At 41.7% G+C, this 25,302-nt stretch carries 18 protein-coding genes; 4 read left to right on the forward strand and 14 right to left on the reverse strand.

The features are described from left to right. Positions 1–10: 10 nt before the first annotated feature. The 9 genes from I2432_RS09515 to I2432_RS09555 form a co-directional block, all read right to left on the reverse strand. Positions 11–1,063, reverse strand: a complete 1,053-nt coding sequence (locus I2432_RS09515; protein WP_043030210.1) for a S66 family peptidase — start codon at positions 1,061–1,063, stop codon at positions 11–13. 505 nt (positions 1,064–1,568) lie between these two features. Next, a complete protein-coding gene (locus I2432_RS09520) occupies positions 1,569–2,660 on the reverse strand; it encodes a glycerol dehydrogenase (protein WP_043041183.1) in 1,092 nt (363 codons plus the stop codon). Between the two features lie 124 nt (positions 2,661–2,784). Continuing rightward, positions 2,785–3,453 (reverse strand): fructose-6-phosphate aldolase, encoded by a 669-nt coding sequence (locus I2432_RS09525; protein WP_111690472.1) that lies wholly within the window; start codon positions 3,451–3,453, stop codon positions 2,785–2,787. A gap of 14 nt (positions 3,454–3,467) precedes the next feature. Next, positions 3,468–5,885 (reverse strand): glycyl radical protein, encoded by a 2,418-nt coding sequence (locus I2432_RS09530; protein WP_196819694.1) that lies wholly within the window; start codon positions 5,883–5,885, stop codon positions 3,468–3,470. A gap of 280 nt (positions 5,886–6,165) precedes the next feature. Further along, complete coding sequence (locus tag I2432_RS09535; protein ID WP_196819695.1) at positions 6,166–7,470, reverse strand: PTS sugar transporter subunit IIC; 1,305 nt, start codon at positions 7,468–7,470, stop codon at positions 6,166–6,168. 10 nt (positions 7,471–7,480) lie between these two features. Beyond that, positions 7,481–7,789, reverse strand: coding sequence for a PTS sugar transporter subunit IIB (locus I2432_RS09540; protein ID WP_014623600.1), 309 nt, complete (start codon positions 7,787–7,789; stop codon positions 7,481–7,483). 24 nt (positions 7,790–7,813) lie between these two features. Next, the gene (locus tag I2432_RS09545; protein ID WP_012516388.1) at positions 7,814–8,134 is read right to left on the reverse strand and encodes a PTS lactose/cellobiose transporter subunit IIA; all 321 of its coding nucleotides are present in this window, start codon (positions 8,132–8,134) and stop codon (positions 7,814–7,816) included. A gap of 238 nt (positions 8,135–8,372) precedes the next feature. Then, a complete protein-coding gene (locus I2432_RS09550) occupies positions 8,373–9,353 on the reverse strand; it encodes a sugar-binding transcriptional regulator (protein ID WP_196819696.1) in 981 nt (326 codons plus the stop codon). 14 nt (positions 9,354–9,367) lie between these two features. Next, entirely contained in the window at positions 9,368–10,114 is a 747-nt protein-coding gene (locus I2432_RS09555; protein WP_012516391.1) for a DeoR/GlpR family DNA-binding transcription regulator, read from the reverse strand. Positions 10,115–10,238: 124 nt separating this feature from the next. On the opposite strand from I2432_RS09555, the gene I2432_RS09560 reads away from it, so the two are divergent. Then, complete coding sequence (locus tag I2432_RS09560) at positions 10,239–11,012, forward strand: glycyl-radical enzyme activating protein (protein ID WP_206158766.1); 774 nt, start codon at positions 10,239–10,241, stop codon at positions 11,010–11,012. Positions 11,013–11,124: 112 nt separating this feature from the next. Here I2432_RS09560 and I2432_RS09565 read toward each other — a convergent pair whose 3' ends face one another. Beyond that, entirely contained in the window at positions 11,125–12,417 is a 1,293-nt protein-coding gene (locus tag I2432_RS09565) for an adenylosuccinate synthase (RefSeq protein WP_042671390.1), read from the reverse strand. Between the two features lie 342 nt (positions 12,418–12,759). On the opposite strand from I2432_RS09565, the gene I2432_RS09570 reads away from it, so the two are divergent. Beyond that, positions 12,760–13,617 carry a hypothetical protein gene (locus tag I2432_RS09570; protein WP_206158767.1) on the forward strand — a complete coding sequence of 286 codons (858 nt, stop codon included), beginning with the start codon at positions 12,760–12,762 and terminating at the stop codon, positions 13,615–13,617. A 14-nt stretch (positions 13,618–13,631) separates the two neighbouring features. Beyond that, positions 13,632–14,897 (forward strand): toxic anion resistance protein, encoded by a 1,266-nt coding sequence (locus tag I2432_RS09575; protein WP_111678696.1) that lies wholly within the window; start codon positions 13,632–13,634, stop codon positions 14,895–14,897. Between the two features lie 179 nt (positions 14,898–15,076). On the opposite strand, the gene I2432_RS09580 is transcribed toward I2432_RS09575, so the two are convergent. The 3 genes from I2432_RS09580 to I2432_RS09590 form a co-directional block, all read right to left on the reverse strand. Beyond that, positions 15,077–15,925, reverse strand: a complete 849-nt coding sequence (locus tag I2432_RS09580) for a class C sortase (protein WP_037579467.1) — start codon at positions 15,923–15,925, stop codon at positions 15,077–15,079. Between the two features lie 68 nt (positions 15,926–15,993). Continuing rightward, complete coding sequence (locus I2432_RS09585; RefSeq protein WP_206158768.1) at positions 15,994–17,640, reverse strand: isopeptide-forming domain-containing fimbrial protein; 1,647 nt, start codon at positions 17,638–17,640, stop codon at positions 15,994–15,996. 36 nt (positions 17,641–17,676) lie between these two features. After that, positions 17,677–20,577, reverse strand: coding sequence for a DUF7604 domain-containing protein (locus tag I2432_RS09590; protein ID WP_206158769.1), 2,901 nt, complete (start codon positions 20,575–20,577; stop codon positions 17,677–17,679). A 274-nt stretch (positions 20,578–20,851) separates the two neighbouring features. Here I2432_RS09590 and I2432_RS09595 point away from each other — a divergent pair, with 274 nt between their 5' ends. Further along, the gene (locus tag I2432_RS09595) at positions 20,852–22,354 is read left to right on the forward strand and encodes a helix-turn-helix domain-containing protein (RefSeq protein ID WP_206158770.1); all 1,503 of its coding nucleotides are present in this window, start codon (positions 20,852–20,854) and stop codon (positions 22,352–22,354) included. A gap of 418 nt (positions 22,355–22,772) precedes the next feature. Here I2432_RS09595 and I2432_RS09600 read toward each other — a convergent pair whose 3' ends face one another. Beyond that, on the reverse strand, positions 22,773–25,274 hold the full coding sequence (locus I2432_RS09600) for a SpaA isopeptide-forming pilin-related protein (RefSeq protein WP_206158771.1): 2,502 nt from the start codon (positions 25,272–25,274) through the stop codon (positions 22,773–22,775). Positions 25,275–25,302 lie beyond the last annotated feature (28 nt).

Below are 25,302 nucleotides of genomic sequence, written 5' to 3' on the forward strand. Positions count from 1 at the left end.
TTTTGATTTGTTAGACGTCATTTTGGTCTGTATGCTCATCAGGGACAAATCGAATGACCTGCTCTTTGGCATCAACCACAGCCATGACACCAAAGGGAACAATGGCTCTTGGGGTAGCATGGCCAACATTGACATTGTAAAGAATGGGGATATCATTATCAACAACAACTAGCAGTTGCTGCTTATAGTCGTCATAGTAGCTGTTGTCTATCGGCTTTCCAACCAATAATCCAGAGATCACCGAAAAAATCCCTGTTGCTTTGAGAGTTTCAAGCATTCGACGGTATTGAGCTGGATCTGACTTGTCTTCACTGGTTTCTAGAAGCAAGAGCCTGCCTGCCCAGTCAGACAGATCTGGAAAGAGCTGGTATTGCTCACAGAGCTTGGCACTATCTGAATACCTTGAGGAATCCAATAGTTCATAAAGTGACTCTAAACACCCACCTAGTATCTCTCCCTTGAATAAGGACGGACCTTTTAATAATTCAAAGCCTTGATTACGATGAGCTATTCGCTGCGTCCCAAGGCTGTTTGCGCTAAAATCAGTCCGCTCCTCATACCACTGCTCACTGGGTCTGATCTCAGCGATCGTTCCTGTCTCAAGAAGCTCTTTAAAATAAGCCAGCGAGTAAGGAAGCATGTCATCAGCCAGCTCACAAATATCGGCAAGAAAGGACTGACCATAAAAGGTTTTGATGCCAAGCTTGTGAAGCATCAGATGATTGACCGTGGTGTCAGAAAACCCAAGAAAAACCTTTTGATTGACAACATCTTGTAGCTGATGTTCGCTAAACAGATAGGGCAAGAGGCGATAGGTATCCACCCCACCAATGGCACACAAAATCATGTCAATAGACGGATCTGCAAAGGCCTGAATCATATCTGCTGCCCTTGCTTCAGGGTGCTGATCAAGGTAGTCTATGCCCTTTAAAGCATTTGGGAGTATCGTTACCTCTAAGCCTAGCTTTTTTAAACGGGCTAAGCCTAAATCCAATTCGTGCTTGACATTAACCTCTCCAAGTATACCGCTAGACAAGCTGACAATACCAATCTTCTGAATCATAGCTGACCTCCTTAAAAAGTTGTTGTATCATTATACCACAATAATGACTAAGCTGATAGCCTCTAATACATACTGTTAATAGCGATACCAAAAAAACTAGCCCTTACTTTGATTAGCTTTTTCTATTACTGTAGCGGTTGAATTAAGAGCTAATAGATGAGGAAGCATTTGCTCTGTCAGCTATAAAGCTAAGCTACTGTAATGACAGGAAATAGGTAGCACAGCAAAGCTGCTGACTGGTATGTTCTCATAAATCAGATATAGAATAATGACTACCAGTAGCCTATACTGATAGCCATTATTGATTAGATTTACGACTTTTTAAATGATTTGGAGGGGCCAGCTTGCCCTGAGAGTGAGCCTTTAGCAGTAAAGAACCTCTCTTACCACAGCAAGAGGAACACCTCTAACAGTTGAATTAAGGCTAAGGTAGGTACAATCCTTTGGTCAAGAGCTACCAGCAATAGGCTCCTGATAAGGCTAAGAGAACTTTAGCAGGTCTGCATTATGTTCTGCTGCAAACGTAAGCATCTACAGCAACAAGCGCTGCGGCAACGTCCTCTGCTGTGATGGTAAATGGCATTTGGTGAATGGTTTCTCCTGCCATGGTTGCTTGACGCCCTATTTTTAAGAAATCCTCTTCGGTGGCGGTGTCTAAATGCATTTCTTTTAGGGTTGTCGGCATTCCGATAGCCTGGTAAAAGTCAACGTAGCGGTCAATTTCTTCTCTTGATTTATTTTCGAGGAAAAGCTGTGTTAGGGTGCCATAGGCCACCTTTTCACCATGAGTGAGGTGATGAATGTCACCTGTCAAAGCTGTAAAGCCATTGTGAATGGCATGAGCAGCAGCAAGTCCTGCGCTTTCAAAGCCAAGGCCACTTAAAAGGGTATTGGCCTCAATCACATTTTCCAAGGCTGGAGTAACGACCTTTTTCTCACAGCTAGCCATTGCCTTGAGACCGTCAGCAAATAGGGTACGCTCGCAGGCCTCAGCAATAGCAAGTCCTGCCAAGGTTTGGTTGCCGCCTGCCATCGTGTCACCATTTTTTTGCATAACAGCACGCGCCTCTACCCAAGTAGCTAAGCCATCGGCAATACCTGAAGCCAGCAAGCGCTTTGGTGCTTGACAGATAACCTGGGTATCAACCAAGACAAGCTCAGGGTTTTTAGAATAGAAAATGTATTTTTCAAAGGCGCCCTCATCTGTGTAAATAACCGATAAGGCTGATGTCGGAGCATCAGTGGAGGCAATGGTTGGAGCAATAATCACTGGTACCTCCAAGATATCAGCAATTGCCTTGGCACTGTCAATGGTCTTGCCTCCGCCAAGTCCGATAATGACATCATTATCATTTTCTCTAGCAATGGCAACGACACGATTGATCTCATTATCAGAAGCTTCGCCATTAAAGGCTACATGAACAGGTGGTAGACCATGCTCACTTAGATAGCCCTCAAAACGTTCTCCGACAATGCTGTAAACAATATCATCACAGAGCAATACCGGCTTTTGCCCTAGCTTTTTGATGATGTCACTATTGGTAAATAAGGCATTTTTCCCTTGAATATAGCGTGATGGACTTGCAAATACTTTCATGATGTTCCTCTTTCTAAATCAGATTTTTGACGCTTCTCACCATCTAAGACTGAGCAAGACTAGTCTAGCTATGCTGATAGAAGCGTCCCTGCTCTTGCTCATATAACGATGGGTTAGATGGCTTTTAAATAGTTTGACGATGATGAATGGCCTCCCAATCCTTGCCAAAATCATCTACAGCCTTTTGGATAGATGGCATCGCAAAGCCTGCCTCAAAGACATCTGGACCAGCAGTGATGGCCTGAGCACCCAGGGCAAAGGCTTGGTTGACCTGAGCTACATTTTTGAAGCTCGCTGCCAAGATTTTACTGTCAGAGCATTCACGATCAATGGCCTCTGCCAGCTGGCCAATCACAGCCTCCGGATCAATATTGAGGTTTTCCATGCGATTGTAATAAGGCGCCAGATAATCAGCACCTGCTTCAATAGCAAGCAAGCCTTGGAAGGTAGTATAGATAGCTGTCGCTGTGATGTGATAGCCCTCTGCCTTTAGGGTTTTGATTGCTGCGAGGCCCTCTGTTGTCACAGGAACCTTTACATAAATACTATCACCACATTGCTGACGAATAGCCGCAGCGTCCTTTAAAATACCTTCATAATCCTGTGCCACGACCTGCACATGAATAGAGGTCTTATCTCCAATGATCGCACGAACCTCTCTAATGCGTTCAAAAAAATCAATATCTCCCTCTTTTTTAGCAATTGAAGGGTTTGAGGTTACCCCTGCAAGGGGTAAAATGCGATTCCACTTTTTAATAGCCTCTAGATTTAGAGTATCTAGCATGTATTCCATAAGTAACTGTTCTCCTATAGTGTGTGTTCGGTACGTTCGATAATGTCGTCCTGAGTAGCTTTTGATAAAACATTAAAGAAGGCTGAATACCCTGCCACACGCACAATCAAATCGCGGTGCTTTTCAGGATTCTTTTGAGCATCAATAAGCGTTTCACGTGAGACGACGTTGTATTGAATATGATAGCCATGCAGCCTGTTAAAGAAGGTCCGAAGCAGAGCCATCAGCTTCATCTTGTCTTCTTCTTTTGCTAGTGTCTGAGGATTAACCTTTTGGTTGAGCAAGACCCCACCTACAATTTCATCTGTTGGCAATTTGGCAACGGATTTCAAAACAGAGGTTGGTCCTTTTTTATCCATGCTGTGCTCTGGTGAGCAGCCCTCAGCAAGCGGTGTTCCTGCATGACGTCCATCTGGGGTAGCTAAGGTTCCCTTACCTTGGCCGACATTAGCTGAAATAGATGAAGTGCCTGAGTAGCGAATACCACCAATCGGACCACGTCCGTAGCGCGTATTAGGGTATTTAGCAATTTCATCAATGTAGGTATCATAGGCTTCAACCACTAAGCTATCAGCATAGTCATCATCATTACCATATTTTGGTGCATCGTTAATCAGCATTTGGCGGATCTCTTCACCACGCTCACCTGCAAAGTCTGTTTCTAGAGCATGCCAGAGCTCATCAGTGGTTAGGCGCCCCTCCTCAAACACCAATTTTTTCAGTGCGGCTAGGGAATCAGACAGGTTAGCAATCCCCACCTGCAAGCCTGAGATGTAGTCATAGACTGCTCCACCTTCTTTGAGCGTCTTGCCTCGGCCGATACAATCATCAGTCAATGCAGAGCAAAGAATGTCTGGCACCTCTCGTTCAAGCCCAAGGTCAATGGCATTTTCTACGATGACACTCATGCGAGTGATTTCACGCAGAGTCGCGTCCCAAGCTGCCTTTAGCTCGTCATAAGAGGTCATATCCTTGAAGTGACCATGTCCTGTTGCAAAGCGCTTACCCGAAGCTGGGTCAATACCATCATTCATGGTGATAAGCAAAATCTTCGGGAAGTTAATATAGCTCATACCAGTACAGCGATAGCCCCATTTACCTGGAACAGCTGTCTCAACGCAGCCAATTGCTGAATAATCGTAGGCGTCTTCTTCAAGGACACCCTTTTTGATAAAGGACGGAATGATGATTTCATCGTTGTTCATAGCTGGCATACCAAAGCCAAGCTTCATGACCTCAATGCATTCATTCATAAAGCGATTATCCAAGCCCTTGTGATATCGAACGGTTAGGTTTGGTTGTGGTAATTTGGTTTGAGCCACACTGCGAAGCACTAGGTAGGATAGAGGATTTACAGCGTCCTGCTTATCTCTGGTTTGCCCACCAATGGTGACATTTTGATACAGCGGACTACCTGCTGATGAGAAGGTATGAGCCTGACTACGTACCTTATTGATGGTCAGAGTCTTTATCCAAAGGTTAGTCAAGCGCTCAACGATAGAATCCTCTGTTTCACGACCAGCCTCCAAATCAGCCTTGGCATATGGATACATGTATTGATCAAATCGGCCATAAGAAAGAGAATGCCCATTTGACTCAATCTGAAGAATACACTGGATAAACCAAACTGATTGGACCGCTTCAGCAAAGGTTTCCGCCGGCTGGTAAGGCACCTTGTCACAGATACGCGCGATTTCAAGCAATTCTGTCTGACGCTCTGGATCAGCTGTTTTGGCCAGCTCACGCGCCAATTTGGCATAACGCTCTGCATAAGCCTTAACCGCAGCAATCACAATCAGAACAGAATCATAAAAATGGTACTTATCGATGCTTTCAGGAATGGTCAAATCAAGCGCAGCCTTAGCTGCACGAGTCCGTTCCTCAAAGCCCTTCAAGCCAACCTCTAATAGCTTTTGGTAATTGACAGCTAAATGGGCATCTCCTGAATTCATCTTGCCCTCCATACCAAAAAAGCCAGTTTCCATATAAACCTGAACCTCTTCTGGTAGTAGGACACCACAGCGGGCCCGCAAATTGTTATTTTCCCAGAAGGGTGCAAGCTCGCGGAGCTGCTGCTTGGTTTCTTCAGTGATGTAAAACACATCGCCATCACGCTTTTCAAAAAGGTCAAGCTCATTTAGGACAAATTCAAGAGTGTACTCTGGAAAGATCGGTGCGTCCTTATTAGAAGATGCCTGATTACCAGCAATCAAGCTTTCGTCCTCAATGTAGATGGTCATGTTTTCCAAAATATTTTGCAGCATGTAAGCGCGTTTTAGATTAGATGGCTTGTTTTGGTGTTTTTTGTAAGCCTCTGTTGCTAAAATAGCACGCTCAGCATCAATATAAGGCTTTTTGTCTAGAACTGCCTCACGATAGCGGTGCATTCTTTCTGTTAATGTCCCAAAATAGGGATTCTTTACTTCAGTCATATTAGGCCTCCTTTGTTTCTTACGAAATTAAAATACTTTCTTTCGTAATCATTTTACCATATTTAAAGCATTTTGCCTATCATATCCATAGCATTCAGCTATTCATTTAACGTTGCACTATCGTGCAAAAATAGACTTATCTAAAAGTCTCTTTCAAAAAAACCACCTCATTGAGATGGTTACTTGAAGAAATCCTCCTTCTCTAAGCCCTTCTCTAGGAATGCTATAGCCAGTGACTAAAGACTGTTTTTAAGCCATGATGATTGATATCAGCATACTGCTAAGCTTTTTCAGCTGCCAGCTCATTTTGATAAGCCATATTATCCTGAACCTTAAAGAATGGGAAGTAAATAAGGGTTGACAAGACAAGAATCAAAGCCTGAACAAGAGCTCCCTGCCAGCCACCAACCATAAAGCCGGAGATAATCGCCGGTGTAGACCAAGGCAGCGTTACGCCTGCAAATGGCTGCATAAACCCAATAGCGATAGAGCCATAAACTACTAATGCCGCAACAACTGGCACCAAAATAAAGGGCAGAAACATCACTGGGTTCATCACAATTGGAAAGCCAAAGACCACCGGTTCATTCACATTAAAGAGGGCCGGAAAGGCTGCTACCTTGCCTAGTGCCTTATATTGCTTTGATTTGGCTGCAAAAATCATGGCCATCACTAAGCCAAAGGTAATACCTGAGCCTGATAAAATTAAGAAAGAATCCAAAAATTGCTGCGTCACAATATGAGCACCCTTAGCCAAAGACAAATCACCTGCTGCTAACAAAGCCTTGTTAGCATCTAGATTTGACAAGAGCAGCGCTGTCACGATACCATTGACCACTGATTGACCATGCACACCAAACCACCATAAGAAGGAGATGAAAAAGGCAATACCAATCGCACCGTAAAGAGAGCCGGTCAATCCCTGTAGGGGCACCTGAATCACAGCATAAATCATTTCAATAAAGGTACCGCCACCTGTCACTAGCTTTGCGATGATATAAACAAGCATTGACAGGATAAAGATCGCAAAGGCTGGAATCATCGCTTCAAATTGCTTGGCAATGGCCTGTGGCACCTGCTCTGGCATTTTGATCACGATATGACGACGAATAAAGGCTGTATAAATCGCGCCAACCACTAAACCAATAATGATGGCACCGATAATCCCTTGACCACCAAACCAAGCCTTACTAATGGCATCACCAATAGCCTCACCTTCTTTTGGCACATAAGAGGACCTTAGCAGGATAAAGAAGGCTGACAGAGACAGCACACCTGCTGGCAGTGGCTCAACACCCGAATTCTTAGCGTAGGAATAGCCTATCGAAAAGCAGGAAATCAAGCCCATAATAGCAAAGGTACCCTGATAAACCTGCATAAATGGCTCTGTCCAGTCTGCCCCAAGGACGCCTGCTATGGCATCATTGACCCCCTGAAAAGGAATCTGACCTGCAATAAGAAAAAGACTTCCGACAACTGTCAAAGGCAAAATCGCCAGCATACCGTCCTTTAGAGCGATAATGCCACGCATATTCACAAACCGCATAATCGGTGCAATGATTTTTTGAGCATTCATATTAGCCATGACCAAGCTCCTATTCCTTTATCAAGCTAAGCGCTAAATCAAGCACCTTATCACCGTCCAGCATGCCATAATCAGCCATTGGGATAACAGCTATTGGAATGCCGTTTTCCTTACAGATAACCTCTGACTTATCCAAGGTATAAGCCACCTGTGGACCTAAGAGGGCAACATCAATAGCTGGTGCATAGTCTGCCAGCTTTCCTTGTGAGTAGGCTTCAATCTCACAAGCAATGCCCTTTTTCTCAGCAGCCACCTTCATGTTGTTCACAAGCATGCCTGTTGAAAAGCCTGCTGCACAAAATAAGCCAATTTTAATCATAACGTCCTCCTTTTGATATGATCTTTAGTTTTCTGCTAATTCCTTACGAAGCTCAATGATTTCTTTGATCAAATTGATTTCTGTAATAGTTGTCATCAAGTGATCCTGAGAATGGACAAACAAGGCTGTAATGTCTGCCTTTGCCCCGCTAGCCTCCTGAGCCAAAAATTGTGTCTGCAAATTATGCGCCTCTAATAAAGCATCATCAGCTAAGGCTAACTCCTTGTCACTAGCCTCATAGTCTTTAGCCTTAGCCAGCTTTAGGGCTTGATAGATATGCTGCTTTGCATCTCCTGCATTTAGGATTAACCCCATGATGATTTGGTCTGGTACAATTAATTCCATTTGTTTCTCCTTTGTGACGTGCTCATGTAAGGATTACCCTTGCTTTTTTCGTAAAAAAACAGCTTGCGTTTGTAATCGTTTACATTTCTTTGATAAGTTCATTTTATCATTTTTACTTCCTTCGTCAATATATTGTGTGCTGTATTTATTTTTTAGCACTATTGTGCAAAAGTGATGCTTTGCAAGATTTTTGGTCACAAAAAAATCAGAAAACAATCGTCTTCTGATTAAGCTATTGCTATGAGAGATAGGTGTCAGCTGTCTGATCCTGATCCAAAGCCAAGACAGCCATGATAGTAGCCTTATCTGTGATGAGGTAATTGATAAATTTAGCCTTTAAAGCCGCTAAAATAGCCTTGGCCTTAGCTTGACCAACAGCAACAGCTATTGTCTTAGGCACACGCGCGAGCTGTTCCAGTGAAATGCCTATCGTTCTGTCTTGCAATTCCTGATGAACACCATGCCCCTCCTGATCAAAAAAGCGACAGCAGACCTCACCAACAGCTTTGTCATCTGCCAGCTGCTTATAGTCCTTATCAGTCAACAAATCACGCCACTGACTGGTCTGATGACCATTTGGCTCTCCTCCAATACCGACCAGAGCAAGGTCAAGATGGTTCCAATAGGTCAGGGTTTCTTCAAAATACTTGGACTGCAAAATCCCTCTGGTTAGCTGCTTGTCCTCCTGAACCACCATAGCATTGATAAAGGAGCTATTGCCATGAAAGATCCTTGCTAAGCGATAAACCAGAGTATTCACATGAAACTTGGCATTGATATGACTAGGACCACCAGCCAAGGGACACACCATAATATCCTTCATTACTTTAGGATCCAGCTCGTCAATCAGACTTGACAGCGTTGCCCCCCACGATAAGCCAATCTTATCACCATCCTTAACTGTATTGCGCAAAACCTCAGCTGCTGTTTTGGCCACCTTTACCAAGGTATCACTAGGGCTATCTTCCATTTGATTGGATACAATATCAAGCTTTTCTAAGCCATATTTTTGACGAACATACTCCTCCAGGGCAAACAAATTAGCATCATAATCAGCTATCTCGATACGCACAATGCCTTCAGCCCTAGCCTTGGCAAGCATGCGACAGACCGTTGTTCGGTAAATATTCATTTCCTTTGAAATAGCGGTTTGGCTTTTGCCCTGCACATAATGCAGGTAGGCAACCTTGGCAAGCAGGCGTTTACGTTCTTCTTTCATTTGAGTTCCCTACGCTACGATATAAAGTCAATGGCAATACCATGCTCTTGCAGGAGCTTATAGGTGCTTGCCTCCAATTGCTCATCTGTGATCATACGGTCAACAGCCTCAAGCGATAGCTGATGAACCAGACTGGGTTTGCTAAGCTTGCTAGAATCTGTCAGGATAATAAGCTCCTCAGAAGCCTCTGCCATGTAACGGACGCCCTCTGAGCGCATCATGTCCTTGCCCATAAAGCCAATTGCCGGATCAAAGCCATCTGTCCCAACAAAAACACGATCCACATGAAAAAGCGAAATCATTTCCTTTAAAAGTGGGCCGACGGTCACCTCAGAATTAGGCTGATAGTAGCCCCCCAGCAGGATAAGCTGACAGCTACTATACTGACGAATATAGCTTGCAATAAAGCAGGAGTTGGTGATGATTTTGATGTTTTGTTTGGTTTGACAGAGCACCTCTGCCAACAGGGCACAGGTCGATCCTGACTCAATCATGATGGTATCGTTGTCCTGCACCAGCTCGGCAGCCTTTTCAGCAATCCGCCTTTTGATGTTATAATTATAGGACAGGCGCACATTCAAATCATCACCACTATTGAGCACCGCATAGCCATGCACACGACGCAGCAGCCCCTTACTTTCAAGCTTGTCTAAATCCTTACGAATGGTTACCTTGGAGACCTGTAGCTGCTCAGATAAAGTATTAACATCTATTTTTTTCTTTTGAAATACTAATTGGATAATTTTTTCTAAACGATTCATAATTTACCTCCTTTTCATTGTAACAATTATGGCGGTAAATGAAAAGCAAAAATAACTTTCGTTCGTAATTGATTTATTTACGTTTATCTGTTATGATAGTCCTAGAACGAAAGGAAGTCTCGCTATGACGACAAAAGGCATTGTATTTAATATCCAGCATTTTAGCATACACGATGGACCAGGCATTCGCACAACTGTATTTCTCAAGGGGTGTCCCTTACGCTGTCCCTGGTGTGCCAATCCCGAATCACAAAAAACGTTACCCGAAAAAATGCTAAGCACAGATGGACTAAAGACAGAAATCGTTGGTCAGGAAAAGACGGTTGAAGAGATTATTGCTGAGGTTTTAAAGGATCTTGATTTTTACGAGGAATCTGGCGGTGGTATGACCTTGTCTGGCGGTGAAATCTTTGCTCAATTTGACTTTGCCTTAGCGCTTCTAAAGGCTGCTAAGGCAGAAGGGCTACACACAGCTATCGAAACGACAGCCTTTGCTAAGCACGAGCAATTTGCTGAGCTGATCAACTATGTAGACTTTATTTATACCGACTTGAAGCACTATAATCGCTTAAAGCACACCAAGGTTACTGGAGTGCGCAATGACCTGATCATTAAAAATATCCACTACGCCTTTGAGATGGGCAAGGAAATCGTCCTGCGTATCCCTGTCATTCCGGATTTCAACGATTCTTTGGAGGACGCCAAGGCCTTCTCTGAGCTCTTCAATCAGCTAAACATTAATCAGGTGCAGCTGCTTCCCTTCCACCAATTTGGTGAAAACAAATACAGGCTGCTAGGTAGAAGCTATGAAATGGCTGATGTGCTAGCCTATCACCCAGAGGATTTGGTGGATTATCAGCAAATCTTTCTCAATCATCATATCCATTGCTATTTTTAAACTTAAAAGCCTTATACCAAAAAACACGAGCAGCTCCTTGGGATAGCCTTCCTTAGGATTGCTCGTGTTTTAGTTAATATTCAGCTAAGCCTGTGTCATCACAATAGCCAGCTTAGATATTTGCCCAGACAGACTCAAGGATATTGGTTTGTTCACGTCCTGGACCTACTGAGAAGGTCGAGATACGAACACCAACCAATTCGCCAACACGACGAACATAGTTGCGAGCATTTTCTGGGAGATCCTCAAGGCTGCGAACACCGGTAATATCCTCTGACCAGCCTGGAAGCTCTTCGTAAATCGGTTTGCAGCGTTTTAGCTGCTCAAGGCTTGCTGGGTAATGATCAATGCGCTTGCCATCAAGGTCATAAGCGACACAGATTTTTACGGTCTCAAGGCCTGATAGCACATCAATAGAGTTGAGTGATAGATTGGTAATGCCTGACACACGACGACTATGACGCATCACAACAGAATCAAACCAGCCAACGCGACGTGGACGACCAGTGGTTGTTCCATACTCATGACCAATCTCACGAATGCGCTCACCAACCTCGTCAAATAACTCGGTAGGGAATGGTCCATCACCAACGCGACTAGTATAGGCCTTACATACTCCAACAACCTTGTTGATTTTGCTTGGTCCGACGCCTGAGCCAATGGTCACACCGCCAGCAACTGGATTAGATGAGGTGACAAATGGATAGGTTCCCTGATCAATATCAAGCATAACCCCTTGAGCTCCCTCAAAAAGGACACGCTTGCCCGCATCAAGAGCGTCGTTCAAAATAACAGATGTGTCTGTCACATATTTTTTGATCTCTTGACCATAAGCATAGTATTCTTCAAAAATCTCGTCAAATGCAATCGGTGCGCTGTCATACATTTTCTCAAAAAGACGATTTTTCTCAGCCAGATTCGTCTTTAAGCGCTCAGCAAAAATATCCCTGTCTAAAAGGTCTGCAATACGGATACCAACACGTGCTGCCTTATCCATATAGGCTGGGCCGATACCCTTGATGGTGGTACCGATTTTATTGTCACCCTTTGCTTCCTCCTGAAGCTGGTCAAGCTTGATGTGATAAGGTAAGATGACATGAGCACGATCAGAAATGCGCAAATTGTCTGTGGTCACACCCTCCTCATGCAGGTAAGCAAGCTCCTTAACCAAGGATTTTGGATTGACAACCACGCCATTACCAATCACAGAAATCTTTTCTGGGAAGAAAATACCTGATGGAATCAGGTGCAGCTTAAATTTCTTGTTATCAATAACAATGGTATGCCCCGCATTATCACCACCTTGGTAACGTGCAATCACCTCTGCGTCTGAGGATAAAAAGTCAGTGATCTTACCTTTACCTTCGTCACCCCACTGGGTACCAACTACTACTACTGATGTCATATCTTCGATATAGGCCCACCTCAAAAACGAAAACGAGCCCTCACCTTTCTTGATAAATGTGGCAGGACTCTCACCTGCAAGTGTCTTTTACACCTCATTATAGCAAAAAATGTGGTTTTCTGCTATCTTTCCTTGGCATTATTAAGGAAAAATATCAAATGGCAAATGGTTTTTTCTGAAAACAGGCAGAAAGCGAACATTTCACTAAAAAGCAAGCAAGACCAGTCTTTGAAGGAAAATAATGCTAAATCTGCTAATCTTTCCTTTAAGAAATCACATTTTTAAGGTAAAATAGAACTAACTGATTGTTTACTGTGATAAAAAGTACAAAGGAAGTTTTACATGTCACGAAAATATTACCAAGTATCTCGACGAAGAAAGGGCTTTAGCTGGTTTGGCTGGCTGATAGGCTTCGCGATTTTAGTAGGAGTTGTAGAAAATATTGACAAAGCTGTTCTGATTTTTGCAGCGCTGGGTGTTGGTTATGCTGCTTATCGCTATTCGAACCGTCAGGCTCGCTTAAAAACGGCAACACTTGAGAAACGCTTGGAGGATTTAAAGGCAACTATTCAGCTTGCCGACCGAAAGGTTAAGCTCCTTGATCATTATCTGGCTAAGGAAGATTTTACACAGTATGCCATTTTAGCCAAGCAGCTACTGCCACAGCTGAGTGAGATCAAAAAAGAAACCGGTCATCTCAAGGAGCACATGGATATTAGCATTTACCGTCGTGTGACCAAAAAGGCTAACGACGTGGAAAGCGACGTGCAGCTACAGCTCGAAAAGATTCAAATCGCAGCAAATCTTAAGGCTGAAAGCCTAAAGGAGCAGGCAGCTGATCCCATTTATAAGGCGCCAGAGCTACGTCACTATTATGACAATATTCAGGCCGACCACCACTCGATTTTAGAAAAAATCAAGGGAGCTGATAATCACGAGGAGCTCTTAGCACTTCATGAGGCTAATATGCGCAGGTTTCAAGATATTTTACAGGGCTACCTAAAAATCAAAGAAACACCCAAAAATTATTACAATGCTGATGAGCGCTTACAGCAGGCACTCGAGGCAATCCAACAGTTTGATCTGGACCTTGATGAGACCCTAAGGAAGTTAAACGAGAGTGAGCTTAAGGATTTTGATGTTAGTCTACGTATGATGAAGGGCTCTGCCCAGACCGACGAGACTAACACTACCAACTGATAAAGGAGCTATTTATGGCAGAATTTCATTTTGATATTGACCAGATTGCTAATAATGCTATTACAAAGACAGATAAAACCACTGACATTATCACTAAGCTACCAACCAATACTACTGGACAAATTTCTTTCTACGAAAAGCTGAGTCCTGAGCAGCAGCAGGCTATCACTGCAAAGGCACCAGCACTTGTTGATACCTTTATGGAGGACCAAAATGCCTTACTTGATTTTGGTCAAGCAGCCGTTGAAGGAGTCAATGCTACTGTTAATCATATTCTAGCTGAGCAAAAGAAATTACAGATTCCGCAGGTTGATGAGCTCCTCAAAAACACCAATCGTGAGCTCAATGGTTTTATTGCCAAATATAAGGAAGCGACTGCAGCTGAGCTTGAAAAAAAGCCAACGCTTTTGCAAAAGCTATTCAAACAAAGCAAGAACACGCTTCAGGAATTTTACTTTGATTCTCAGACCATTGAGCAAAAAATGGACGGCATGGCAGCAGCTGTTGTCAAGCAAGAAGACACGCTTGCTCGTAATATTGTGGCTGCAGAACTCTTGATCGAGGATAATACCAAGTCGATTGAAAATCTGGTTGGGGTGATTGCCTTTCTTGAAGCTAGTCAAAAGGAAACCTCTAGCCGCGCCCTTACTTTGCAGCAGGAGCTTGCAGCACTTGACACGACAACACCAGAGTATCAGGTGCAATCTGATCTATTGGCTAGGACAACAGAGGTTCTCAATACCCTTGAGCAGCAGCATACCGAATACCTTAGTCGGCTCTATGTGGCTTGGGCAACAACACCGCAAATGCGTAACCTCGTCAAGGTGTCCTCTGACATGCGGCAAAAACTGGGCATGCTGCGCCGCAACACCATTCCAACCATGAAATTATCTATTGCTCAGCTGGGGATCATGCAGCAGTCTGTCAAGTCTGGAATGACCGCAGACGCCATTGTCAATGCCAACAACGCTGCCCTACAAATGCTAGCTGAGACAAGTAAGGAAGCGATTTCAAATCTTGAGCGGACAGCTCAAAGCCCAACCCTTTCTATCACCTCAGTGACTGCTCTAGCAGAAAGTCTGGTTGCACAAAATAACGGCATTATTGCTGCTATTGACCAAGGACGCAAGGAACGGGCTCAGCTGGAGTCAGCGATTATCAAATCAGCAGAAACCATTAATGACTCTGTCAAGCTGCGCGACCAAAGCATCATTCAAGCTCTCCTCAATGAGGGCAAGGAAAAACAAGAGACAATCGATCAGGCAGAACACAAGCCTTAAAGCCTCTCTTGGTAAGATAGACCTGCCACAGACACTCTGCCTGTGGCTTTTTAATTGGTAACAACAAAAAACACCCTTTCGTCAGACACCACCACTGACAAAGGGTATTTGTAATAGTCACTTATTTTCTTTGTATGACTTAGCTACTAGGTATTCTTAGCAAGGGCTTATAGTCAAGATCAAAGACTATTGCTTGCCTTTTTTGTCATACGAGAATAAACCGATACGAGAACAACAGCTATAGTAACCCCAATAACAGCACATAATAGCTCTATCCACAGCCTTGCTGTATCAATACTCCCTAAGGCTAGCTTAGCCTTTTGATATTGCTTTTGGTGATAAGGAACCCTATGACCTCTCACCAATAAACGTTTAGTATTAACGCCATAAGGCGTGCAGGTCACTAATGTGGCATAGTCTTTCCCAATTTCTCCGGAAAGGGCTGCAACCTGGTCCGGTTCAACAGTTACAATCTGGTCAACCCTGTAAGCCAGCTTTCGATTTAAGATGTGAAAATAAAACAGCTCTCCTTTTTGAAGCAGGTTTAAATTGGTAAACATCTCTGCTGATGGGAGACCTCGATGAGCAGAAATAACAGCATGTGTCCCCTCTCCCCCAACAGGCAAGGCACTTCCAAATAAATGACCTGCACCCTTGGATAAAACCTCATCGGTTGTGTAGTGATATATCGGTAAATTTACCTTAATAGACGGGACCTCAACATACCCCATAATGCCAGCCTTATCAATATTAAGTAAGGCCTCATAAGCCTTATCATGAACACCATCTCTAAAAGAAAAGGCATCTGGAACAGGTTGAATTCCTATTTGAGCATTATAGCTTATAGCCCTTTGCCACATATCATCTGTTTCGGATCGTTTCTGTTTCGCGATCTGTTCGTCATAGGCTGACATAAGCTGTCTATCACGGTAAGCGTTCCATTGACTACTGATCATAGGGTAAAGCAAAATAGCTATTCCTAATAAAAATAATATAAGTAAAGCTAGATTTTTTAGTTTTTCTTTCACAATAGCTCCTTATCCTTAAAAATCGAGACTGTAATGAGACAGCCTCGATTTGTTCCTTGGTGGTAGCCTTAAGCCTTACGACGTTTCACAATGTAAATGCCAACAGCTCCTACCATAGCAGCAGCTCCTACAGTGGTAAAGATGTAAGTACCGATACTACCTGTTGAAGGAAGCTCACCAAGCTTTGTGTTAGGGATCGGCTCTTTTAATAATGCTGTTCCTGATCCGTCACCTTGATTGTCTTTGACTTCTGTGGTTGTAGAAGCTTCCTCTGTTGATTTTTTGATATAGGCTGGTTTGGCGTCCTTAGCTTCTGGCTTTTCCTTATAAAAGACATCCCCTACGAGCCAACCAACTGCTTTTGTTCCAGAAGACTTCTGATTATCGTCTGAGGTATAGATTGTTTCTTGGCGATTGCTTGTTGATCTTGTATCTGCACTTGTCCAAGAGGCTTCAAGAGCATAAATCTTTGTATTCAAGGAATAGCCTTTAGGTGCTTTGATTTCTTTGAGGTAATAGGTTCCTGCCCCCACCTGGCTTGATGTCGCATAACCCTCTTGATTCGTCACAACGACATCAATTAGGCTTGTTGCCGCCTTGTCTGAATAAATACCAAACACAGCATTAGCTAATGGCTTGTTGTCTTTACCTGTTTTCTTGAAGGCAACGCGATAAGTGTAAACTGTCTTTTGATTAGTCTTTTTAGTAATATCTTGGCCTTCTTGAGGCTTCTCAGCTGTTTTATGGGTTTCTCCTTTGTTCGGGTTATTTGAGTAATAATAATCAACATTATTAGCATTACCCTCCTTACCCACAGCTGCCTTTTCATTTAATACAGCACTATAGGTAACCTCTGGATTATGGCTCTCAAGGTTGTCATAATTAAAGTTAATATTGAAGCCATTTCCAGTTAGCTTGAGCTCAGCGATTGTTTTACCCTTGTGTTCAAATACATTATGTTTTGCAGTCAAGGTTTGACCATTCCATTTAACCCGTAAGCTACCAGCAAGGAAGGTCAGACCTTCTGACATTGTATCAGAAACAAAGACTGTCTTATTTGTAGCTTCTTTAGAATAGCTTGGCAATTGAACGGTTAAGCTATAGTCGACCTTATCACCCACAGAGGCAGTGACTTTATCGCCATCTTTTGTTGATTTTGTAATGTCCTTATGAATAGTTGGTTGACTTGATTTTGCTACTGCTGCTTCCCCATATAAATACTTACTGGTTACATCAATTTTCCCACCTTTAAGAGGCTTTTCTCCACTGTAAGAGGCTGTTAATAGGATTGGGTTATAAACAAAACCATCTGCAGCCCCTGTTAACATGGCGATATAAATGCCAGCAGATACTTTTTGGGAAACATAAGTGTCCCCTACAGACTGCTTTTCTTCCACTTTATGAACACCTTTAAGTGTACCTGAAATAACATCGTTGGCTATCTTATTGATTTCCTGTGAGGTTGGTTTTTCCTTGGTCAGCTTAACCCCTTCTTTGAGCTCAAACCTAATAAAAGAATCTCCTCGCTCACTATACTTGCCTTCACCTATTTTATAAAGCGTTACTGTTGGTCTCCCTTTAATATCAGTAATTGTCAACTCTGCTTTATCATCCTTTGACAAGGCTGAGATGGTTGTCACACTAAGTCCTATGACTGTCAAGATTACTAAAAAGGCTACCATTACCTTCTTGAGTATTAGTATGTTGTCTTTCACTATTTCTCTCCTATTTGCTAAAATCGTATGTACTGTTTACATGATTGACTGCTGTCTCTGTTTCCTGTTATACCAACGCTGATAAAGCAATGCAACGATTGTGATCACCATGCTACCAAAAATAAGGAAAAGCTGACTGCCCCTACCACCAGAAGATGGCAGTTGATAAATCTTATGATTTTTAATGACATAGGCGCCATGATTTGACTGAAGCTCACCTTCAATTGGGTGTGTTAGCCTTATTTGACCCTTGTCATCAACCTTGATTTTCCAAGGATTTTCTGGGAGTGTATAACCAGCCCTTGCCTTTGTTTCATACAGGTAATAGGTTTTACCTTTTTGAAGGTAGTTAAACACTAGCCTTCCATTTTTAGCAGTTGTTCCCTTTTCCCAGACAGCTGTCTTATCCTCTTTACGTAGCTCAAACTCAACACCGTCAAGTGTTTTTTTATCATCATTAGCATCAATCTTGCTAAAAGCTACAGGAATTGTTTTAAGCTGAACAACAGGACGCTTATAAGTTAACTTTTGCCAATGGCCATCAGCCATGTAATTGACAGAAGCCTCCTGATTGGAATAAAAGCCATCTTGGCCAGAACTCGTGTTATTACTTCCGTAGTCGGTGTCGACATCACCCTTTGTTGTGTACTTCCCTTGTTGGTTTTTATATTTTTCATAAGCCTTATCTGAAACCTTCACGTTAAAGGATAAGGTGTAGGTATACTCATCATCAATCTTGTAATCAGGTTTAAACGTTAAAGTAACCTTACCTGAAGAATTTTGAGTCTCCTTTGGAGTAAAGGTAACACTCTTAATAATCTTTTGTCCTTCTGAAGTTAAGGTATTATCTTTATACAACGTTTCAACCTTGCTCTTATCAGCTTTCGATATCCTGGTAACGACCACATCAGGCTGCTTCTCATAATAGTCGACATACTGACTCAAAGTATCTGATATTTCTAGATGAGAGACCTTACTATCTTCAACAATTTTGTTAGCTATCTTTTCTAACTCTACTGTATTCGTAATACCATAATAATGATCTTCACCAGATAAATACTTCAAAACAACCGGACTAGAGCTGGCTGTATCACTATTGATATCCTTGGATACTCCTAGAGAATAGATTGACAGGTTAGGGTGCTTTTTCCTAAAGTCGTCTATTGCAGCACGAGTACCATCTTGCGAACTTTTTATATTGCTTGCATCACTCGTTCCATTACCTGCACGATAATGATCAGAACCGAAGTAAAATGTTGGAACACCATCGCTAACAAAAACCATAATTTTCCTGTGACCATCATCAGCTACTTTGTTTAACATTTCATCTGCTTTTACCAAAGCAGCATGGTAGTTTGTACCGTTCTTGTCTTTATAAGATAAATCATTATGATTCAAAGCAGAAGAGTTTTCCCAATTTTTCAAAACATCAGCATCTTTATTATTATTAATACTTGGCTGATAAATTCTTCCCCAGGGAGTACGCTCAATTTTTTCAGGTGAATACCGATGAGTTATACTCCCCTGAAAACCAATAACAGACAGCTTGTTTTCCGCATTGATGTTGATGAATTTCTGCAACAGACCATTATCTCCTGTTAAGGCATTTTTAACAGCCTGATCACGTGGAATGTCATTTTGGCTTATCCTTTCTTTCATGCTTCCTGACCTATCCACAACAACCAGTACATCTAGTGGCTGTTTTTTTCCTGTCATGTCTAGGTAGAGACGGTAAAGGTCTGAAGTGTCATGCTGACTTCCCGAATCATCAACTGACGTATCGGGGTTATTTTGATTATCTCCTAGGTAGTCAATACGCTTATGGTGCTCCAATTCTCCTTGAGACGCAGAGTCTACGCTTCGACTTCTAAAAGCTCGGGGCTGAATACCGTTTGCTGCAAAGGGCATCGGCTTTAAGCCAAGTGGCTTCTTTGGACGAATATAGATACTGACCGTATTGCTGTGACCTTTATCTGTAGCTAGAGGATTGGGCTCATATTCACCAAATAATAGATCCTGCAGCTTTGGCTCACTGTCCTTAGCAGACTGATACTCTGTCTTTAAGACCTCGTAATCATCAGAAAGAAAATCCAATAGGTAGAAGTGCTCATCCCAAGTATAGAGCTTATCTATCGTTTTAATAACTTCAAAGTCTTTGGAATCAAGTGAGCTTTCAAGCGCTGATGGTTTAGGTGTCAAAATAGTTACTGTAATAGGCTTGCTATAAGGACTCGTCTTTTGTTGAGCAACTCCAACAGCACCGTCAACCACTAGCTTGCCATACTTGCCTAATGCTAGTGTCTTGCTCTCTTCAAGCTTAGCTGTTGTCACAACAACCACGCGCTTGCTTAGAGGTCCTGTATACCCTATGCTATTGACAGCATTAGCATGACTAAGTCCAATCGTGGCTTCAACTATTTGAACCTTATCATCAGATGTTATCAATCCCACTTTGATGTTCTTGTGATCATCTGATATGCCGTTTAAAGACAAGTCTTTCTTAATATGAAGAGCCATCGTCACTGCCGCTGCTTGATTTACCTGATAGTGCAGGTCAATTACTTGTGCATCAACTATAGCTAGGCCTTGCTTGCTTAATGCTAATGAAACCTTTGCTATATCTTGACTATAGCTTTTGTGGTCAGCATCAGTCTTAGCAGCTGCTAATGAGGCTGTTATCGTATCAGCTGATCCAAAGTCTGCCTCACTTTTTACTGAAACCATTACATCATTTGCATCTGACACAAGCTCCCTTTTATTTCCAGTAACAGCCTCTGCCTGAGGCTTACTAGAGTCGCTAGTAACCACTTCTGAGGTAGGGTTCTTTGCTTCAGCGTGTCCCATTAATACCCCAGCCTGTCCTAATGGTACTGAAAATTGTGCCATAAGAAGCCCAGCAGTAGCTACTAAGCTAAGTAGTTTTCGTTTTTTTATCATAAGCCGTTTGTAAGCTTCTCTCCTTTCTCATGCAATGCTTACAATTTTATCACCGAATGTTATATATCGATACATAATTTTTAAAAATTTTTCCCAAAATTAAACAAAATATACACGTTTTTTGGGAAATTCTTGTTAAGGACTTATTTAGCTTAGTCTCAAGCGAAATTATAGCCAGTTAAGCGGTTTGCTTTATCATTCTTGATTGGGTAAAATGACAATAATATTGCGTTTACCGGCAATAATACTAGTTATTAAGAGGGAGAGAGCTCTTTTGATTGAAAATCACCTTGAGCATACTATTATTGATAAACACAATTTAATTAATTTATTATATAAAACACCTAGATTAGCTTTAATAGAAGCCAGTCAAAGCACCAATCTATCTACATTGCAAATCAAAAAATATCTCGAAGAATTAAGTGATCTGTTTCAAGAAGAGGTTTCTATAGTCATTGATAAAGGGATAATCCTGTGTCACTTTAACAAACCATGTAAAGACTTTTACTCGTTTGAAGTTTATAGGCAGTCAAATGTCTTACAATTACTAAAATTTCTCATCAAAAATGACACCTCCTCCAAATCACTTAGCTCTTTTGCAAAAAAGCATTTTTTGTCTAGCTCAGGGACTTACCGCTTGCGTACAGCTCTTACACCCTTACTAAAAGAATTTGGGCTTAAGCTCTCCAAAAATACAATTGTCGGGGAGGAATATCGTCTTAGGTATTTCATCGCCCTGCTACAATCCAAATTTGGCATTGACATCTATCACCTATCCTCCAAGGATAAGATGGTCATTCGTGAGTTTTTGTTTCTCGGCTCAACCAATTTACAGCTGTCCAATACCCTGTCTAAATCGTTTCTTTTTTACAATGTCCTACTAGCCCTGTCGTGGAAGCGCCATGACAAGCATGTTATCATTCCACCATCTGACATACTAGATAGCCTTAAAGCACTATTTATCTATGATGATATTGATAACTGTGCAAGGCATGTGATCACATCTCGATTTCAGATTTTGCTTAATGATCATGATTTAGCCTACCTTTTTCTGATCCATCTGACTGCAACACATTCCTTTGCCACTCAAAAATGGTCTGAGGAGCATACAGAGCAACTACTGCTCATTTTTCAATCTCATACTGCCTTTCAGTCACTCTTTCAGCCCATTTCTGAGCTCATTCCCTTATCCTTAGAAAACCGAGAGCTTCTGCTTAAAATTGTGGTGTATTTTGCTAGGTATTTTATCTTAGATCTGCAGCAATTTATCCCTGAAAAAAGCTATTTCCCCTTAGATTATTATCCAGGACATCCAGTCATCGCAAAGACACTCAAGCCCATTGTAACGACTTGGTTGCAGCAAATAAAAGGAAGCTCTCTTAATCAACAATATTTTTTCCTGCTTTGCAGCCATATAGAGCAATTAATAAAAAACAGTCTGTCGGCAATCACTGTCGTTTTGATAACCACTGATTTTATTAACGAGCAGCTCTTAACGGACTACATTTCAAAGCACCTATCGACAAAAAATATTATATTTTATTCTTATTACCTGTTGACTGATGATATTTACGCCATTAAAGACTTAAATCCCGATCTCATCATTACCCATCAAAAACTAATTCCCTTTGTCAAGAAAAAATTGTCTCCAGATGCTATCGTAGCCGACTTTGACAATGTCAATACTCACGTCTATATCCGTAGAATTCACGACATTGTCCTGTCAATTGAAGAGAACAATTACCAGCAATATATTCAGGAGTATTTTAACCAATGAAACTACTAGCTTTTACCTATTATTCAAGAAATGTTCCCAATGTAGTTGGGGATTTTTTAATAGCCTTTTGTGAAAAAACTAACCATCTGGCAAAGACCTGATAGCTCTGTGTAGCTGGTGGCCCCACCATAGAACCCAGTTTTGAGAGCTTAAGGGAATACTTTTAAACCTCGTTTTGATGTAAAAGCCTGATGATCACAGCTAAAACAATACCTGTACCGGATTTATCAAGCCTACAGCGCCCAAGCCCTGTAGGCACGTCAAAAAATCCTATCAAGCTAATAAGCTTGATAGGATTTTTTTGACATTTAATAACTAGCCACTTACACAAAGCTTTTCTTTACCAAAGGAAGCAGCTTCAAAACTAAGCACTCTGCGATGAACCAGCAAAGCCTAAAATAATACAATTCTTTATTTGTTACGAGTTAGAACGCTTCCAGAAGATAGCTATAAAGCACAAGAAACTACCAATCAAGAAATAAGGCAAAATACTTGGCCCACCTGTTGCCGGTAATTCTGTTCTCTTATAGTTTATAATACGGCCATCTTTTAGGCTCTTATCAACAATTTCTCCAGCAGCAGTCACCTTAAAGGTAGCAACAGCTTCAATCGGTTTTATATAACCATTGGGGGCCTTTATTTCCCAAAGCTCATAATCACCTTGTGAAAGACCTTCAAAGTAAAATTTACCTGTTGTTTTATCAGATGTTACCGAATCTCCAACAGTTTCCAATCCATTGGCTGTTTTTTTCCGCAATTCAAATGTAGCTTCTAATGATTTTCCTTGCGCATCTGTCTTAACAAAGCCAATATAATTCTTTCGATTTGTCATATTAACAACAACAGCACCATCAGCATTACTTTCTCCAGATTTCTTAACCACATCAGAGCTGTAGATAAATGCCTCTGTATAAGGACCATAAGGAATATAACGACCAGATGGCGTCCAGTACGGATAGTCATTATAATATTGCTGTGTCAATGTTGCTTCTGTATGTACAGGAGCAGGATTAGAAGTATCTGACTTACCACTAATTTTGACAATGTAAGACTGACCATATAAGAGATCATTATCAAAATTAATAATAATACGGCCATTTTCTTTTTTAATATTATCGTATGCAACCTCCTGTAAGGAGCTATCCTCAACTCCCCAGCTTGATGGCATTTGAAGATGAGGATTATCAACCTTAAATAGCTGGATCTTAGTGTTTTGATTGAGTATCGTTGAACCATTGCCTGTAAATGTTAAGGTCGCTTTCTCCAATGATTTTTGAAGCGGATTGATATAGATATAATTGACAAAATCGCCTGAATCTTGATTTAGCTTTGTAATCATAGAACCAATATTAACTGGGTTTTTAGTATCGGTTTGCCCAATATAAGGAAAATAATTAACAGCAAACCGTTGTGATGCTGTCTTCTCATTTCCTAGTGTTAAGAAAATATCAATATCCTGATTGGTTTTGACAGTATAACGATCTACAAAGAAAGGTGAAATCATACTAAATGATGATACTGCATACCTCGTAATGTAATCTGTAAAGCGATAGGTAATAGTTCTTGTATTAGTGTCATAGCTCCCTAATGCTAGTGTTCCTAGTGGTCCCATAATTCTAAAGCCAACATTCTCTAGGGCAGAAATACCAAATGGATCAATCGTTTCTGGGAGCTTAATCGTAAAGAAATCTCCTGCTTTAATTGTACTTTCTGGTTTGATAGCAAATGCTGCACGAATAACAATGTTTTCCCCATGATTTGGCTTGACCTGATAAGGAGTTGCTTCATTTGAGGAAGTGATTTCAAGATTTGTCAAAGTAATCTGATTAGAAACATCTTGGCCTGTATCAGTTACTGCAGCAGGGTTAGCTGCTGTAGCGTTAACAAGCACAGTTTCTGGCTTGGCTAAGCTCTCATCTGCTACAATCTCTGTCTCTGTTTCAGACGGAGTGATTTCAGTAATGCTTACTTCATACGACGTTGGATCTAACACATAACCTGGCGGCGCTTCAGTTTCTGTCAACATATACTGACCATAAGGGAGTTTATCAAAGATCAGTTCTCCCTTTTCATTGGTTGTTCCATGGTAGAGAGTACCATCTGAAGCTTTAAGCTGAAACTTAGCGTTGGCTAAAGGCTGGCTTGTTAGCTCATCTCGCTTTACAACCTTAATCTTTTGATCACCCGTTTTTTCTGTAGCCGTCAGTTTTGAACTAACACCTTGATTTCCTACTCTTTCTGTAGCTCGAGCTGCCCTTGGTTGAATAGTAGGTCTTTGGGAATTGCTGTCTATACTTGCTCTATCCTCATCTTGACCGGCTCCCAACACCAACCTTTTGATAAGGCTTGCCTTTTCCTGTTCCTGATGATCTCTTAGCAAAAGTTCACGTGGCTCATCTGTAATAGTATCATTAACCTTAAAAACAAGATTAACCGTTTCTGTTGTTGGTTCAAAGCTAATCTTATAAACCTGATCTGCTATTTTTTCAAAAACCGATACCAGCTTTGCGTTATTAATGGTCGTGTTGTTCTTAACGAAAGCCAAATCCTTAGGCACAGCTATGGTCTCAATATCAAGGCAATTGTCTTGTCCAATGTCATCAATGGTCATGCCCTTAGGTACTGTTAAAAAAAGGTCCTGCTTTAACAAGCGATTGCTAGCCTTATTATAGGTTACCTGCAGCCACCTTACTGATCCATTTTTTAAAGCAGCACCTGATTCTGAAGCAGCCTTTTTAAAATCAAGGTTATCAGCCGTTATTGTTTCACCCGTAGCAGTGGCTACTGAGGCTGGATTTTCTGTATTAATTTGTTCTGAAAGTACTGTCGCCGCAGTCAAGCTTGTTGGCAGAATTAACTGAATAATGGCCAAAAGTGCAGCTAGTTTAACAAGTATCTTTTTTAATTTTTCTTTGCTCACAATACTTATTTTCCCCTTTTAGTTTTAA

The organism is Streptococcus equi subsp. zooepidemicus, assembly GCF_015689395.1.
Classification (GTDB): Bacteria; Bacillota; Bacilli; order Lactobacillales; family Streptococcaceae; genus Streptococcus; species Streptococcus equi.

Bases quoted from the DNA above. Each gene is read 5' to 3' on its own strand.
- I2432_RS09515 (WP_043030210.1), bottom strand. From the start codon at position 1,063: ATGATTCAGAAGATTGGTATTGTCAGCTTGTCTAGCGGTATACTTGGA.
- I2432_RS09520 (WP_043041183.1), bottom strand. From the start codon at position 2,660: ATGAAAGTATTTGCAAGTCCATCACGCTATATTCAAGGGAAAAATGCC.
- I2432_RS09525 (WP_111690472.1), bottom strand. From the start codon at position 3,453: ATGGAATACATGCTAGATACTCTAAATCTAGAGGCTATTAAAAAGTGG.
- I2432_RS09530 (WP_196819694.1), bottom strand. From the start codon at position 5,885: ATGACTGAAGTAAAGAATCCCTATTTTGGGACATTAACAGAAAGAATG.
- I2432_RS09535 (WP_196819695.1), bottom strand. From the start codon at position 7,470: ATGGCTAATATGAATGCTCAAAAAATCATTGCACCGATTATGCGGTTT.
- I2432_RS09540 (WP_014623600.1), bottom strand. From the start codon at position 7,789: ATGATTAAAATTGGCTTATTTTGTGCAGCAGGCTTTTCAACAGGCATG.
- I2432_RS09545 (WP_012516388.1), bottom strand. From the start codon at position 8,134: ATGGAATTAATTGTACCAGACCAAATCATCATGGGGTTAATCCTAAAT.
- I2432_RS09550 (WP_196819696.1), bottom strand. From the start codon at position 9,353: ATGAAAGAAGAACGTAAACGCCTGCTTGCCAAGGTTGCCTACCTGCAT.
- I2432_RS09555 (WP_012516391.1), bottom strand. From the start codon at position 10,114: ATGAATCGTTTAGAAAAAATTATCCAATTAGTATTTCAAAAGAAAAAA.
- I2432_RS09560 (WP_206158766.1), top strand. From the start codon at position 10,239: ATGACGACAAAAGGCATTGTATTTAATATCCAGCATTTTAGCATACAC.
- I2432_RS09565 (WP_042671390.1), bottom strand. From the start codon at position 12,417: ATGACATCAGTAGTAGTAGTTGGTACCCAGTGGGGTGACGAAGGTAAA.
- I2432_RS09570 (WP_206158767.1), top strand. From the start codon at position 12,760: ATGTCACGAAAATATTACCAAGTATCTCGACGAAGAAAGGGCTTTAGC.
- I2432_RS09575 (WP_111678696.1), top strand. From the start codon at position 13,632: ATGGCAGAATTTCATTTTGATATTGACCAGATTGCTAATAATGCTATT.
- I2432_RS09590 (WP_206158769.1), bottom strand. From the start codon at position 20,577: ATGATAAAAAAACGAAAACTACTTAGCTTAGTAGCTACTGCTGGGCTT.